Source organism: Limnohabitans sp. (genome assembly GCF_034680285.1).
Classification (GTDB): Bacteria; Pseudomonadota; Gammaproteobacteria; order Burkholderiales; family Burkholderiaceae_C; genus Limnohabitans_A.
In genome coordinates this window covers 16524-31671 of the sequence record NZ_JAXITC010000004.1, presented here as the reverse complement: position 1 = coordinate 31671, position 15148 = coordinate 16524, and the positions used below count along the sequence as shown (strand labels likewise).

Annotated in this window: 15 protein-coding genes; 14 read left to right on the top strand and 1 reads right to left on the bottom strand. The window is 60.2% G+C overall.

Annotated features, from left to right (window positions below):
• The first annotated feature begins 10 nt into the window (after positions 1 to 10).
• From SWE17_RS04735 to SWE17_RS04725, 3 genes are all read left to right on the top strand, one after another.
• Positions 11 to 1207 carry an MFS transporter gene (locus SWE17_RS04735; RefSeq protein WP_322991964.1) on the top strand — a complete coding sequence of 399 codons (1197 nt, stop codon included), beginning with the start codon at positions 11 to 13 and terminating at the stop codon, positions 1205 to 1207.
• A gap of 21 nt (positions 1208 to 1228) precedes the next feature.
• A complete protein-coding gene (locus SWE17_RS04730) occupies positions 1229 to 1696 on the top strand; it encodes a CoA-binding protein (RefSeq protein WP_322991963.1) in 468 nt (155 codons plus the stop codon).
• A 64-nt stretch (positions 1697 to 1760) separates the two neighbouring features.
• Positions 1761 to 3044 carry an O-acetylhomoserine aminocarboxypropyltransferase/cysteine synthase family protein gene (locus SWE17_RS04725; protein ID WP_322991962.1) on the top strand — a complete coding sequence of 428 codons (1284 nt, stop codon included), beginning with the start codon at positions 1761 to 1763 and terminating at the stop codon, positions 3042 to 3044.
• Between the two features lie 54 nt (positions 3045 to 3098).
• Here SWE17_RS04725 and SWE17_RS04720 read toward each other — a convergent pair whose 3' ends face one another.
• Positions 3099 to 3941, bottom strand: a complete 843-nt coding sequence (locus tag SWE17_RS04720) for a phosphatase PAP2 family protein (protein WP_322991961.1) — start codon at positions 3939 to 3941, stop codon at positions 3099 to 3101.
• A 159-nt stretch (positions 3942 to 4100) separates the two neighbouring features.
• Here SWE17_RS04720 and SWE17_RS04715 point away from each other — a divergent pair, with 159 nt between their 5' ends.
• The 11 genes from SWE17_RS04715 (at position 4101) to SWE17_RS04665 (ending at position 15122) form a co-directional block, all read left to right on the top strand.
• Positions 4101 to 5369 carry a lipoprotein-releasing ABC transporter permease subunit gene (locus SWE17_RS04715; RefSeq protein ID WP_322991960.1) on the top strand — a complete coding sequence of 423 codons (1269 nt, stop codon included), beginning with the start codon at positions 4101 to 4103 and terminating at the stop codon, positions 5367 to 5369.
• Positions 5362 to 6057 (top strand): lipoprotein-releasing ABC transporter ATP-binding protein LolD, encoded by a 696-nt coding sequence (gene lolD / locus SWE17_RS04710; RefSeq protein ID WP_322991959.1) that lies wholly within the window; start codon positions 5362 to 5364, stop codon positions 6055 to 6057. Before SWE17_RS04715 ends, lolD begins: the two co-directional genes overlap by 8 nt.
• A gap of 15 nt (positions 6058 to 6072) precedes the next feature.
• Positions 6073 to 6897, top strand: a complete 825-nt coding sequence (locus tag SWE17_RS04705) for a TatD family hydrolase (protein ID WP_322991958.1) — start codon at positions 6073 to 6075, stop codon at positions 6895 to 6897.
• 11 nt (positions 6898 to 6908) lie between these two features.
• On the top strand, positions 6909 to 7679 hold the full coding sequence (locus tag SWE17_RS04700) for a spermidine synthase (RefSeq protein WP_322991957.1): 771 nt from the start codon (positions 6909 to 6911) through the stop codon (positions 7677 to 7679).
• Positions 7680 to 7826: 147 nt separating this feature from the next.
• On the top strand, positions 7827 to 8315 hold the full coding sequence (locus SWE17_RS04695) for a tripartite tricarboxylate transporter TctB family protein (RefSeq protein ID WP_322991956.1): 489 nt from the start codon (positions 7827 to 7829) through the stop codon (positions 8313 to 8315).
• A gap of 13 nt (positions 8316 to 8328) precedes the next feature.
• Positions 8329 to 9840 (top strand): tripartite tricarboxylate transporter permease, encoded by a 1512-nt coding sequence (locus SWE17_RS04690; RefSeq protein ID WP_100118415.1) that lies wholly within the window; start codon positions 8329 to 8331, stop codon positions 9838 to 9840.
• Between the two features lie 197 nt (positions 9841 to 10037).
• Complete coding sequence (locus tag SWE17_RS04685) at positions 10038 to 10985, top strand: Bug family tripartite tricarboxylate transporter substrate binding protein (RefSeq protein ID WP_416234975.1); 948 nt, start codon at positions 10038 to 10040, stop codon at positions 10983 to 10985.
• A gap of 1 nt (position 10986) precedes the next feature.
• Positions 10987 to 12609, top strand: coding sequence for a gamma-glutamyltransferase family protein (locus SWE17_RS04680; RefSeq protein ID WP_322991954.1), 1623 nt, complete (start codon positions 10987 to 10989; stop codon positions 12607 to 12609).
• Positions 12610 to 12620: 11 nt separating this feature from the next.
• Positions 12621 to 13400: an alpha/beta hydrolase gene (locus SWE17_RS04675; protein ID WP_322991953.1), complete on the top strand. Its 780-nt coding sequence runs from the start codon at positions 12621 to 12623 to the stop codon at positions 13398 to 13400.
• A 3-nt stretch (positions 13401 to 13403) separates the two neighbouring features.
• A complete protein-coding gene (locus tag SWE17_RS04670) occupies positions 13404 to 14303 on the top strand; it encodes a DMT family transporter (protein ID WP_322991952.1) in 900 nt (299 codons plus the stop codon).
• Between the two features lie 18 nt (positions 14304 to 14321).
• The gene (locus SWE17_RS04665) at positions 14322 to 15122 is read left to right on the top strand and encodes an SDR family oxidoreductase (protein WP_322991951.1); all 801 of its coding nucleotides are present in this window, start codon (positions 14322 to 14324) and stop codon (positions 15120 to 15122) included.
• The last annotated feature ends 26 nt before the right edge of the window (positions 15123 to 15148 follow it).

Genomic DNA, 15148 nt, shown 5'->3' with positions numbered 1-15148 from the left:
CGGAGACCCGATGAAAGAGACCCCTTATGCCTGGGTGGTGGTGTGGGCCACCTTTGTGTGCCTGGCACTGATCTTTGGGGTGTCGTATTCATTTGCCGCGTTTTTTGAATCGTTCGCAGCCGAATTTTCAGCGCAGCGGGCCGATGTGTCCTGGATCTTTGGTCTGTCGGGCTTTGTTTACTTTGTGCTGGGTGCGGGCGGCGGCATGCTGGCCGACCGCTTTGGACCCCGCATCGTGTGCTCGGCAGGAATGACCATGATTGCGCTGGGCCTGCTGGCCACAAGCTGGGCCACGTCCTTGCTGGCGGTGTATGTGAGCTATGGCTTGTTGGTGGGCTTGGGCATTGCGCTGGTGTACACGCCCTCCATTGCCAGCGTGCAGCCCTGGTTCACCACACGCAGAGGTCTGGCCGGGGGCATTGCCAGCTCGGGTGTGGGTGCGGGCACTTTGCTGGTGCCTGTGTTGGTGGCCATGGCGATTGGCCCCATGCCTTGGCGCGAGGCCATGCAGCTGCTGGCCTTGGCGGTCTTGGTGCTGGGCTTGTTGGCGGCGGGCTTGTTGCGCCGCGCCCCTGCAGCACCAGCTGCCCCCGGTGCAACCCCTGCAGGGGGCTCAGCCTCTGGCCTGAGTTTGCGCGAGACCTTGCGCAGCCCCACTTTTCGCTGGCTTTACTTGGCCACCGTGCTGGCCTCGCCCGTGATGTTCATTCCCTTTGCGCATGTGTCGGCCTCGGCACGCGATCTGGGTCTGGGCGAAGCCTTTGCCGTGGGGCTGGTGGGCCTGATTGGCGTGGGCAGTTTGGTGGGGCGCTTTGCAATTGGCCTGCTCGCTGATCGGCTAGGCCGGGCACAAACGCTGGTGCTGATGCAACTGTCCATGGGCGCGTCTTATCTGCTGTGGGGCGCGGCGGGCGGGCAGGCCATGCTGGTGCTGTTTGCGCTGTGGTTTGGCCTGAGTTATGGCTCCATCGTCTCGCTTTTGCCCGCCATTTGCATGGACTACTTTGGCGGCCGCTCGGTCGCCAGCGTGGTGGGCACGCTCTACAGCGGGGCGGCTGTGGGGAATTTGTTAGGCCCCGTATTGGCCGGTGCGGTGTTTGACCACAGCCGGCATTATCTGGGGGTGATGGTGGTGTGCGGCGTGCTGTCGCTCATGGCCACCTGGGCCTCTCGGCAAATGAAACGCAGCGGCCAAGCGCGGTATTGATTCTTGAGAAAGAAACACCTGATGCACAACAATTTGCACGCGCTGCGGCGCATCCTCAAAAGTTGCACCACCATCGCCGTGGTGGGGCTGTCTGCCGAGTGGCACCGGCCCAGCTATTTCGCGGCCAAGTACATGCAGTCGCACGGCTTCAAGATCGTGCCGGTCAACCCGCGCTATGCAGGCGGTGAGATCCTCGGTGAAGCTTGCTACGCCAGCCTGGGCGACATCCCGTTCAAGGTGGACATGGTCGATGTGTTTCGCCGCAGCGAAGACGTGCTGCCGATTGCCGAGCAAGCCGTGCAGATCGGCACGAAGTGCCTGTGGCAGCAGCTGGGCGTGGCCAACCCCGAGGCCGATGCGCTGGCAAGGCAGGCTGGCATGGATTCGGTGAGCAACCGCTGCGTGAAGATCGAGCACGCCCGGTTGTTTGGCGGCTTGAACTGGGTGGGCGTCAACACCGGCATCATTTCTGCGCGGCGGCTGGTGTGAGGCATGCCATCGCCCACGGGGGTGGGCTCCTTCATATTCAAGCCAACTTTTCAAACCGAACACCATGACCGACCGCCAATTCCATCCCGAGACCCTCGCCATCCACGCCGGGCAGATTCCCGATGCGGCCACGGGCGCTCGCGCCTTGCCCATTTACCAAACCAGCAGTTATGTGTTTGACAGCGCCGAGCATGCGGCGTCGCTTTTCAACCTGCAAACATTTGGGAATGTCTACTCGCGCCTGAGCAACCCCACGGTGGCGGTGCTCGAAGAGCGTGTGGCCGCGCTCGAAGGCGGGCGTGCTGCGGTGGCCAGTGCCTCGGGCATGGCGGCCGAAACCATGGCGCTGATGACCATTCTGCAAGCGGGCGACCATGTGGTGGCGGCTGGGGCCTTGTACGGCGGCTCGGTCACGCTGCTCGCCGTGAGCCTGGCCAAGTTCGGTATCGAGACCACCTTTGTGGACGCGACAAAACCCGAGGCATTTGCCGCCGCCATGCGCCCCAACACCCGGGCGGTGTATGCCGAGAGTCTGGGCAACCCGAGCATGGTGGTGCTGGACATCGCCGCCGTGGCCGAAGTGGCCCACGCCCACGGCGTGCCGCTCATCATCGACAACACCGTGCCCAGCCCCCTGCTGTGCAACCCGCTGGCACTGGGCGCAGACATCGTGGTGCATTCGGCCACCAAATATTTGGCTGGCCACGGCACCACCTTGGGTGGCGTGGTGGTGGAGGGCGGCAAATTCCCTTGGGACAACGGCAAGTTTCCGGGCATGACCGAACCGTCCAAGGGCTACCACGGCGTGAAGTTTTTCGAGACCTTTGGCGACTTTGGCTTTTCCATGCGCTGCCGCATGGAAAGCCTGCGCGTGTTTGGCGCATCGCTCAGCCCTATGAGCGCCTGGCAAATTTTGCAGGGCGTCGAGACTCTCCCGCTGCGCATGCAAAAGCACTGCGACAACGCTTTGGGCGTGGCCAAATTTTTGCAGGCCGATGCGCGTGTGGCTTGGGTCAATTACCCCGGCCTGCCTGACCACCCGCAACACGCCCTGATGCAGCGCCAGATGCGCGGCGCTTCAGGCTTGCTGTCGTTTGGTGTGAAAGGCGGTTTGGCGCAAGGCGTGACCTTCATCGAGTCGGCCCAGTTCATGAGCCACTTGGTCAACATCGGCGACACCCGCACCCTGATCAGCCACCCCGCCAGCACCACACACCGGCAGCTCGACGACGCCCAGCAACTGGCAGCGGGCGTGCCGCCCGACATGGTGCGCATTTCGGTGGGCCTCGAGAATCTGGACGACATCCTGTGGGACATCGACCAAGCGCTGGACAAGGCCAGCCGCTGAAAGCCCATGTCGGAGCTGAAGCCGCAGATTTGCGAAAACCGTAGGCCTTGTTTGTCAGCGCTTGAGGGCTGCAGCTTCGGCAGCGCAATCTGGCCGGTCTGACTTCAGGCCTTTGGCTCGGGCGGCGGCAATTTCGGCTTTTGCCAGTTGAGCTTGGGCCTGAAACACCGGATCGGCTTGCAGGCGTGCCACGGCGGCAGCGCCCACCACGCGTCCGGCTTCCAAGTCACTTTGCCAGTGCACGCCACACACCATCCGGCTGTCGCCAAAGGCCTGTGCACGTTGCAGCAGGGCATCAGCTTTGTCGGGCGCCACACTGGTCAGGATCAAGCCCCAAGCCCACCCCAGGGCAGCGTGGCCCGAGGGGTAGGAACCGTCTTTGGATAAATGGGCTTCTTCTTTGGGTGAACAGGTGGTGCCACCCAGCTCGGCAAAAGGCCGCTTGCGCTGGTAATGGTCTTTGGCTTTGTAAGTGGCAAATCCCGCATCAATCAGGCTTCGGCGCAGCAGCATGTTCAGGTGGGGCGTCGCCTCTTGCGAGATGGGCATGTCCAATGCACACGAGAACACCCCAGCCGCTTCAGGAAACTTCAGGTTCACGTCCTTGTAGGCCTGATCCCAGCGCGGCGTGTTGCGCAGGGCGCGGGTTTGCTGGTGCAACTGGACATCTGCCGCATGGCGGGCTGAGCCTGCTGCGGGCGGCGGTGGCACCAGGGCCAAGCTGTCAGGCAGGACCTTGCGGTCCAGATAACCGTTCAGATAGCCCGTGCCCTTGCGGAACTCACCCACCACTTCGGGTGAAGTCGGTGGTTCGGGCGGTTTTACTTGAGTCGTTTGACATGCACTCAGTACCAAGGCCGCTGTCAAAATGATGGATGCTGCGAAACTTGTTTTCATAGTTTCTCCAAGAGTTACTTTCAATGTGACAAGGCGCTATTTCAGCGCCTCTGCATCGTTCTAAACGTCTCGGCGGTGACTTTTGAATTCAAACAACATGAGCAGTCGACTGAGGCCGGGTGGTTTCTGGCTTCGATCAATTGGTCACAATAGCGGCTTATGTCTTTTTTAAAAAACATCCCCTATGAATTGTTGCTGGGCTGGCGCTACACGCGTGCAGGCCGTGCAACTCGGCGAAACGGCTTCATTTCTTTCATTTCTGGGGTGTCCATGATGGGCATTGGCCTGGGCGTGGCGGCACTCATCATCGTGCTGAGCGTCATGAATGGCTTCCAAAAAGAGGTGCGCGATCGCATGCTCGGTGTGGTGTCGCACATTGAGGTGTACGCGGCCGATGGCGCGGCCGTGGCCGATTTGCCCGCCTTGCTGGCCCGTTTGAAGGCCAACCCGCAGGTGTTGGGCGCGGCCCCCTTCATCACCGCCCAGGCCTTGCTGGCGCGGGGCGAGGACATGAAGGGAGTGCTGGTGCGCGGCATCGACCCGGCGCTGGAGCCCCAGGTCAGCGATTTGTCGAACGACACTCAAGCCGGGGTGCTGCAGCGCCTGCAGCCAGGTGCGTTCAGCCTGGTGCTGGGCCGCGATCTGGCCAACAACCTGGGTGTGCAGTCCGGCGACCCGGTGACGCTGGTGTCCCCATCTGGCCAGGTCACCCCTGCAGGTGTGGTGCCGCGTATGAAGCAAATGGCCGTGGTGGGCACCTTTTCTTCGGGTCACTACGAATACGATTCGGCGCTGGCACTCATGCACGTCGACGACGCGGCCCGCATGTTCAGGTTGGAAAGCCCGAGCGGCGTGCGCCTCAAATTGCGCGACCTGCACCAAGCGAGAGAGGTGGCGCGGGATCTCCAACTGGACTTGGGTCCGCGCTTTTTTGTGCGCGACTGGACGCAGCAAAACAAGACCTGGTTTGCCGCTGTGCAGGTCGAAAAACGCATGATGTTCATCATCCTTACCCTCATCGTGGCGGTGGCGGCTTTCAATTTGGTCAGCACGCTGGTGATGACGGTGACCGACAAACGCGCCGACATCGCGATCTTGCGCACCTTGGGGGCCAGCCCACGCAGCATCATGGGTATTTTTGTGGTGCAGGGCGCCACTGTGGGCGTGATCGGCACCATGAGCGGATTGGGCCTGGGGCTGCTGGTGGCTTTCAACATCGATGTCATCGTGCCCGCGCTGGAGAAGCTTTTCAACGCCAGCTTTTTGCCGCGCGACATTTACCTGATCAGCCGCATGCCCAGCGAACCGCTTGCCAGCGACATCTTGCCTGTGGCCATCATTTCCTTGGTACTGGCTTTTGTGGCCACGCTTTACCCCAGCTGGCGTGCCAGCCAGGTTAACCCGGCGGAGGCACTGCGCTATGAATGACACGACAAAACCCGTGGTGCTGCAGGCACAAGGTCTGACCAAGCGTTTCACCGAAGGCCGCTTGGACGTGACTGTGCTGCAAGGCGTGGACCTGACCGTGTACGCGGGCGAAACATTGGCGATCGTGGGGGCCTCGGGCTCGGGCAAAAGCACTTTGCTGCATTTGCTGGGCGGCCTGGACGCCCCTAGCCAAGGCTCGGTGCAATTGAAGAGCCAGTTGCTGTCGGCCCTGAGTGCGGCCGAGCAAGGTCAGTGGCGCAATCGCTACTTGGGCTTTGTTTACCAGTTCCACCATTTGTTGCCCGAGTTCAGTGCCTTGGACAACGTGGCCATGCCGCTGTGGATTCGCCGCCAAGACCGCGCCGAAGCCGCTGCCGTGGCCAGCCAATGGTTGCAGCGGGTGGGGCTGGGCGAGCGCCTGCACCACAGGCCATCTGAGTTGTCGGGTGGTGAGCGCCAGCGCGTGGCCCTGGCCCGCGCTTTGGTGAATGACCCGGCCTGCGTTCTGGCCGACGAGCCCACCGGTAACCTGGACCGCGAGACGGCGGACGGTGTGTTTGCGCTGATGCTGCAACTGGCCCGCGAGCGCGGCACCGCCTTTGTGGTGGTCACGCACGACCAGGCTCTGGCCGCTCGATGCGATCGGCAGCTGCACCTGGTCAAGGGCGTGCTGCAAGCGCCTGTTTGATTGGCGTGACGCGCCATGTGGATCGACACGCACTGTCACCTGGACGCGGCCGAGTTTGATGCCGACCGCGATACGGTGCGCGAAACGGCTCGTACCGCAGGTGTGGTGCGCTGCGTGATTCCAGCGGTCCACGCCGCCCACTGGCCCCAAGTCGCGCAGTTGGCTCTGCGGCATGGCGACGCCTATGCCTTGGGCATCCACCCTTTGTATGTGCCTGAGGCCCAAGAAAATGACTTGCTGGCGCTGGACCTCGCCTTGACCCAGCGCCGAGATGACCCGCGCCTCGTGGCGGTGGGTGAAATCGGTTTGGATTTTTTTGTGCCCGAGCTGTGCACGCCCCATATGCGCGAGCGGCAATGGTTGTTTTACACCGCGCAACTGAAGCTCGCGCAAAAGCACGACCTGCCCGTGATCTTGCATGTGCGCCGCTCGGCCGACCTCTTGCTCAAAGGCTTGCGCCAGTGCCGCATCTCCTCAGGCATTGCCCACGCTTTCAACGGCAGCGCCCAACAGGCGCAGGCCTTTGTGGACCTGGGCTTTGCGTTGGGCTTTGGCGGCACCTTGACCTATGAGCGCTCATTACAGCTGCGTCGCCTGGCCTGCGAACTGCCCTTGAGCGCCTTGGTGCTGGAGACCGACGCGCCCGACATCCCGCCGCAGTGGCTTTACCAAACTGCCGAGCAGCGGGCGCTGGGCGCAAAGCAGGGGCGCAACAGTCCAGCCGAGCTGCCGCGCATCGCACAGGTCTTGGCTGAACTCAGGGGTGTGTCGCTCAACGATTTGGCAGCCGCCATCACCGCCAATGCCTGCCGTGTTTTGCCCCAGTTGGCCGCTCTGTAACATCTCGCCCCATGACCCGAAAAAAAACCTCTGCCCCGAGCCTCGAACTGCCCGAAGTCAATTTCTCCGAAGACGGCGACATCCGTTACCTGCACCTGGGCACCGAATGGATTCAGGGCTCCATGTTTCTGGACCGGCCCTACGACATTGAGCTGGAATATGTGCAGCGCATGTTCGGCTGGCTGCTGTTTTTTCCACCAGCCGAAGTCAAGGGTGCACACGCCATGCAGCTGGGGCTGGGCGCAGGCACCATCACCAAGTTTTGCTACAAAAAACTCAAGATGACTTGCACTGCGGTGGAGTTGAACCCCGGCGTGTTGCACGCCTGCCGGGGTTGGTTCCGCCTGCCGCCTGACGACGAGCGCTTGCGCGTGGTGTTGGCCGACGCGTCCCTGGAAATCCAGAAGGAGGAGTGGCGCGGCACGGTCGATGCACTCCAAGTGGATTTGTATGACGAAGAAGCCGCGGCCCCTGTGCTGGACACGCCCGACTTTTACCGCCACTGCCGTGAGCTGCTCACCCAGCAAGGCTGCATGACGGTGAACTTGTTTGGCCGCTCGTCAAGTTATGCCGAAAGCGTGGAAAAAATATGCGCCGCTTTTGGCGAGGACGCCGTTTGGGCTTTCAAGCCCACCCGCGAGGGCAATGCGATTGTGTTGGCGCAGCGCACGGCCAGTCGCCCATCCCGTGAAGACATGACCCGCGCGGCAGAAGCTTTGCAAGCCCAGTGGGGATGGCCTGCCTCTTTGTGGCTCAAGGTGTTCAAGCCCTTGGTCAAGTGAATCGTGCGTCGCACAACAGCATGATTCAAGATACGGCATCAGGGTAAACCATGAATTAATTGGGGCCGTTCCGTAGGTGTAACCCACATTCACAAGCCCTGTTTAGTCCAACACAATGGGCCCAACTCAAATCAGAGGAGATATCTCGTGAACATCAAGAGTCAGAAAGACTTTTTCGCTGGGCTGTTCTACACCGTTGCCGGTGCAGCCTTCGCCATTGGCGCGACCAATTACAGCGTCGGAACGGGTGCCCGCATGGGCCCCGGTTATTTCCCCTTGTTGCTGGGCATTTTGTTGGCGGTCATTGGCGCCTTCGTCATGTTCAAAGCCTTGACTGTGGAAACACAAGACGGAGACAAGATCGGTGCATGGGCCTGGAAGCCTTTGGTCTTCATCATTGCCGGTAACGTGCTGTTCGGTATTTTGTTGGGCGGCTTGCCCAGCTTGGGTGTGCCCGCCATGGGTTTGATCGTGGCGATTTTCGGCACCACCTTGGTGGTCAGTTTGGCAGGTGACACCTTCAAGCTCAAAGAGGTCTTGATTTTGGCGACGATCTTGTCGATCGGTTGCTACTGTGCTTTCGTGTTGCTGCTCAAGTTGCAGTTTCCTGTCTGGCCTACCTTCATCACCGGTTGAGGAGAAATAATTCATGGAACTGTTTGACAACTTGGCTCTTGGTTTTGGGGTGGCTTTCACCTTTCAAAACCTGATTTATGCATTCATTGGTTGTTTGCTGGGCACCTTGATCGGTGTGTTGCCTGGCGTTGGCCCTGTGGCCACCATCGCGATGCTCTTGCCCGCCACTTACGCGCTGCCACCTGTGGCTGCGTTGATCATGTTGGCCGGTATTTACTACGGTGCGCAATATGGTGGCTCCACCACTGCGATTTTGGTCAACTTGCCCGGCGAGGCCTCGTCGGTGGTGACCATGATCGACGGCTACCAAATGGCCCGCAAAGGCCGCGCGGGTCCCGCTTTGGCGGCAGCGGGTTTGGGTTCGTTCTTCGCGGGTTGCGTGGGTACTTTGATCTTGGCTGCATTTGCTGCGCCTTTGACCGAAGTGGCTTTCAAGTTCGGTCCAGCCGAATACTTCTCGCTCATGATTTTGGGCTTGATCGGTGCGGTGGTGTTGGCTTCCGGCTCCCTCATCAAAGCGGTCGGCATGATCGTGTTGGGCCTGCTGATGGGCTTGATCGGTACCGACGTGAACTCGGGTGTGGCGCGTTTCAGCTTCGACATTCCTGAGTTGACCGACGGCGTCGGCTTCATCGTGATCGCGATGGGTGTGTTCGGTTACGGCGAAATCATCTCCAACCTGTCCAAGCCCGAAGAAGACCGCGAAGTCTTCACGGCCAAAGTGACTGGATTGATGCCCAATGCGGAAGACTTCAAGAACATGGTGCCAGCAGTGTTGCGCGGCACTTTCTTGGGCTCGGCTCTGGGCATCTTGCCCGGCGGCGGTGCCTTGTTGGCGGCTTTTGCGGCTTACACCATCGAAAAGAAAACCAAACTTCGTCCAGGCGAAGTGCCTTTCGGTCAGGGCAACATCCGCGGTGTGGCGGCCCCCGAGTCAGCCAACAACTCGGCCTCACAAACTTCTTTCATTCCTTTGCTGACACTGGGCATTCCACCCAACGCGGTGATGGCTTTGATGGTGGGCGCGATGACGATCCACAACATCCAGCCTGGCCCTCAGGTCATGACCAGCAACCCGGAGTTGTTCTGGGGCTTGATCGCTTCGATGTGGATTGGCAACGCGATGCTGATCATCTTGAACTTGCCTTTGATCGGCATCTGGATCAAGTTGCTGTCGGTGCCTTACCGTTGGTTGTTCCCAGCCATCGTGTTGTTCTGCGCCATTGGCGTGTACTCGACCAACAACAACACTTGGGACATTTGGATGGTGGCGATGTTCGGTGTGGTGGGTTACACCTTCATCAAACTGGGCATGGAGCCAGCGCCTTTGCTGTTGGGCTTCATCTTGGGCCCGATGATGGAAGAAAACCTGCGCCGGGCTATGTTGCTGTCGCGTGGTGACTGGAGCGTGTTTGTCACGCGCCCCTTGTCGGCTGGTTTGCTGGCTGCTGCGCTCTTGCTCTTGGTCATCGTGGCTTTGCCATCCATCAAGTCCAAGCGTGAAGAGGCTTTCGTCGAAGATTGACCGGGCTTCTTTGACAACGATCAACGGCCTCCTTTGGGAGGCCGTTGTCGTTCAAGGCCGCTGTTTTGCAGCGTGTGTGGTCTTGTCACTTGGGCGCTGCCCAAAACAGGCCGCTCTGAGAAAATACCGAATTGGTATCTGAGGATGTTGTCTTTGACAGGAGTACGGGCATGAAAAAGAGAAATTGGCTTCGTGGTATGTGTGCGATCACGCTTGCCTTGGCAGGCGTGGGCATGGCTCAGGCACAGTCTTATCCCACCAAGCCCGTGCGCTTGATCGTGCCCTTCCCAGCGGGTGGCGCGACCGACTTGTTTGCCCGCACCTTGTCGCAAAAAATTAGCGAAAAACTCGGCCAAACTTTGGTGGTGGAAAACCGCCCCGGCGCTGGCGGCACCTTGGGCTCTGACCTGGCCGCCAAAGCCACGCCCGATGGCTACACCTTGCTGCTGTCGACCTCCAGCACCCACTCGATCGGCCCCAACCTGAACCCGCGCATGCCCTACGATGCTGTGCGCGACTTCATCCCCGTTGTGCATTTGGGCAATGCGCCCAGCATCATGCTGGTGCCCAACAACTCGCCCGCCAAAACCGTCAAGGAATGGGTCGACTACGCCAAGAAAAACCCCGGCCGCCTGAACTACGCATCAAGCGGCAACGGCACCATCGTGCAGTTGTCAGCCGAGTTGTTCAAGGCATATGCAGACGTGTTCGTGGTGCACATTCCCTACAAGGGCACGGCGCTGGCCATTCCCGACCTGATTTCGGGCAAAGTAGACGTGCTGTTTGACAGCTTGCCCACAGGCATGCCGCATGTGCGCGACGGCCGCTTGCGTGCGCTGGGCGTGACCACGCTCAAGCCCACGGCGCTTGCACCCGGCGTTCCGCCCATTGCCGATGTTTTGCCGGATTATGAATCCAATACCTGGTTCGGTGTGTTTGGCCCCAAAAACCTGCCTGCCGAGGTGGTCGCCCGCATCAACACCGCCGCCAACCAAGTCCTCAAAGACCCTGAGGTGATGGACAAGCTTTTGCGCTTTGGCATCGAGCCGGTTGGTGGCACATCCGCCCAGTTCACCACCATGCTGGCCAGCGAATCGGCCAAGTGGAAAAAAATCATCACCGAGCGCAAGATCACATTGGATTGACATGAATTTCGATTACCAGTTCCCCTACACCAGCACCCGCTTGCCGCTGTTTGCGCGCAATGTGGTGTCCACCTCGCACCCTTTGGCTGCACAGGCTGGTTTGCGCATGATGCTCAAGGGTGGCAACGCGGTCGATGCTGCCATTGCCGCCGCCGCCGTCATCACATTGACCGAGCCGGTGAGTTGTGGTTTGGGCTCTGACGCGTTTGCCATCCTTTGGGACGGCAAAGAGCTGCACGGACTTAATTCCTCTGGTCCAGCGCCTGCAACCTGGACGCCCGACTACTTTCACCGCAAATACGGTGCTGAGACCAAAACACCGCCCAAGCGCGGTTTTGATTCGGTCACCGTGCCAGGTGCCGTAGCCGGATGGGTGGCCCTCAGTGACCGATTTGGCAAGCTGCCTTTTGCCGACTTGATGGAGCCCGCCATTGAGGTGGCCGAGCGCGGTTATTTGATCCCCGTGGTGGTGCAGCAAAAGTGGGCTGCTGCCACACCCGAGCTGCAGTCGCAGCCCGGTTTTGCGCAAAGCTTTTTGCCCTGGGGCCGTGCACCGAATGTGGGTGAGTTGTTCCAGTTCAAAAATGCGGCCCGGGGTCTCAGGGCCATCGCGGCCACCAAAGGCCAGGCGCTGTACGGCGGCGAGATCGCCGAGGCGATTGAAAAGTTCGCCAAAGAAAACGGCGGCAGCATCACCGCCAAAGACCTGGCCGACTTCAAGCCCGAATGGGTCAAGCCCATGGCGCAAGATTACCGCGGCTACACCCTGCACGAGATCCCGCCCAACGGCCAAGGCATCGCTGCGCTCATCGCACTGGGCATCTTGTCTAACTTCGATATGGCCAGCCACAAGGTCGACAGCGCCGATTCGCAACACCTGCAGATCGAGGCGATGAAACTCGCCTTTGCCGACACCTACCGCTACGTGGCCGATCCGCGCTTCATGGAGTTGCCACCCGAGCAAATGCTGGACCCGGCTTATCTCGCCAGCCGCGCCAAGTTGATCGACATGAACAAGGCGCAAGACTTCAAGGCGGGCAACCCGGTCAAGGGCGGCACAATTTACCTCACGGCGGCCGACGAAAACGGCATGATGATCAGCTTCATCCAGAGCAACTACATGGGCTTTGGCTCGGGCGTGGTCGAGCCCACTTATGGCATCAGCTTGCAAAACCGGGGCCACGGTTTCAGCACCGATTTGCAGGGCCAAAACCCCGCCAACTTGGTCTTGCCGGGCAAGCGCCCCTTCCAGACCATCATCCCGGCCTTCGTCACCAAAGACGGCCAACCCGTGATGAGCTATGGCGTGATGGGCGGCAACATGCAGCCCCAGGGCCACATGCAAACCCTGGTGCGCATGCTCGACTACGGCCAGAACCCCCAAGCGGCGTGCGATGCACCGCGCTGGCGCTACAACACGGGCCTGAACATCAACGTCGAAGCCGCGATGAACGGTCAAACGGTGCAAGACCTGATTGCCCGTGGGCACCAGCTCGACATCATCAACGACTCTTACCAAGACTTTGGTGCAGGCCAGTTCATCTGGCGCATGGGCGATCCGGCAGTGCAAGGCTACCAAGCCGCCAGTGACCCGCGGCGCGACGGTCAGGCAGTGGGATTTTGATGAGGCTGAGCTTGCGAGCTTGGTTGCTGCTGTGCACGGCTGTTTGCTGCAGCGCTGGAGCTTTGGCTCAACCTCAAACTTGCGCTGTGGTTTTGATGCATGGCAAATGGGGAACGGCACAGTCGCCTTATCTCAAGCCTGTGGTGGACAAACTGGAGCCCTTTTGCCAGGTCAAGATGCTCGAAATGCCTTGGTCTCGCCAGCGCTTGTATGACAAACCGTATGCGGATGCCTTGGTTCAGGTTCAAGAAGCTGTGAATGCATTTCGGCAATCGGGGGCGCAGTGGGTTGCGGTCGGTGGACAAAGTTTCGGTGCCAATGCCACTTTGGCCTACATGGCTCATGTGGGTGATGCCGATGCATTGCTCCCGATGGCTCCCGGCCATGTGCCCGAAGTTTTTTACGCCATGCCCGATGTGCGCCGCAGTGTTGACAAGGCCAGGCAATTGGTGGATTCAGGGCAAGGCAGCGACTTGGTGGAGATGACCGACATCAACCAGGGGCAACGCCGCCCCGTCCAACCGACAGCCAATGCCTTGTGGAGTTATTTCAACCCGCAAGGCTGGGGCAATATGCGCTTGAGCGCTGCGGCGTTCCGCAAGCCCGTGCCTGTGTTCTGGGCCATCGGCACGGCCGACTCACTTTATCCTGAAGGGTCCGCCGCCATTTACAAAAATATGCCGGTACACCCCGAAAGCCGTTATGAGGTGGTTCGCGCCAACCATGCCACCACACCCGAGGTGGCCTCTGATGCTTTGGTCGCTTGGGTCAAAGCCCGTGTTGGACGCTGAGCCATGGCGTTGTTAACTCCCCCGCACATGACTGCCGGACTGCTCATGGCCGTCGCCGGTTCCATTGCGTTCAGTGGCAAGGCCATCATCGTCAAATTGGCTTACCGCCACGGGGTGGATGCGGTCACCCTGCTCATGTTCCGTATGTTGTTTGCGCTGCCCATGTTCTTGCTGATGGCTTGGTGGGCTGGGCGTGGCAAAGGCCCGATCGCTGCGCGTGACTGGTGGGGCATTTTGGGTTTGGGTGTTTGTGGGTATTACCTTGCGTCGTTTCTGGACTTTTGGGGGCTGGAGTACATCAGCGCATCGTTAGAGCGTCTGATTCTTTACCTCAACCCCACATTCGTTTTGGTGCTGGGTTGGCTGCTTTATGGCCGAAAAATCTCCCGCCGCCAGGCTGTGGGCATGCTCATCAGTTATGCCGGTGTGTTGCTGGTGTTCGGCCACGAAGCGGCCCTGGATGGCCAGAACGCCTTGCTGGGCGCTGGGCTGGTGTTGGCCAGTGCGATCAGCTACGCGCTGTACCTGAGTTACAGCGGACAGTTGGTGCAGCGTCTGGGGTCTTTGCGATTGGCCGGCTGGGCCACATCGGTGGCTTGCGTGTTGTGTATCGGTCAATTTTTGCTGTTGCGACCGCTGGGTGCAGCCGAAGTGGCCGAGCCTGTGCTTTGGTTGTCGCTGCTGAACGCGACCGCCTGCACGGCGGTGCCCGTGCTGTTGGTGATGATGGCGATTGAGCGAATTGGCTCGAGCTTGACGGCGCAGACCGGCATGATTGGCCCCATGTCCACGCTCTTGATGGGTGTGCTGATTTTGGGCGAGCCGTTCAACGTATGGATTGTCGGCGGCACTGTGCTGGTGCTGTCCGGGGTGTTTTGGGTGACGCGTGCACCCAAAGTTTGAAACTAAGAGGAGATTGACATGGATTTGGGCATTGCAGGCAAATGGGCATTGGTGGGTGGCGCAAGCAAAGGCTTGGGCTGGGGTTGCGCACGGGCCTTGGCCATGGAAGGCGTGAATGTGGTCATGGTGGCACGCGGTGCTGAAGTGCTGAACAAAGCGGTAGACGACTTACGTGTCGAAACAGGTGGCCGTGTGCAGCTGATTGCCGTGGCGCAAGACATCACTACCGAAGCTGGACGCGATGCGATTTGGAACGTGGCGGGCGGCCCTGGCAAAGACTACGACATTGTGGTGACCAACGCAGGCGGCCCACCCCCTGGCGATTTCCGCGACTGGGACCGCGAGGCTTGGATCAAGGCGATCGACGGCAATATGCTCACGCCCATTGAACTCATCAAAGCCACCGTAGACCGCATGGCCGCACGGGGTTTTGGCCGCATCATCAACATCACCAGCAGCGCCGTCAAAGCGCCCATCGACGTGCTGGGTCTGTCCAATGGTGCGCGCAGTGGCCTCACGGGTTTTGTGGCGGGCGCCTCTCGCAGCAAAATTGCAGCGCAAGGCGTGACCATCAACAACTTGTTACCCGGTAAGTTCGACACCGACCGCATCCGCGCCACGTTGCCTGCGATGGCGCAAAAGCAAGGCAAAACCGTGGAAGAAATGCGTGCTATCCAGCAAGCGCAAATTCCGGCTGGGCGCTATGGCAACCCGCAAGAGTTCGGTGCGATTTGCGCCTTCTTGTGCAGCCAGCACGCGGCCTACATGACGGGACAAAACGTGCTGGCCGACGGCGGGGCTTACGCGGGAACGTTCTGACGTTTTTGGGGCCAAATCTTTGGCCC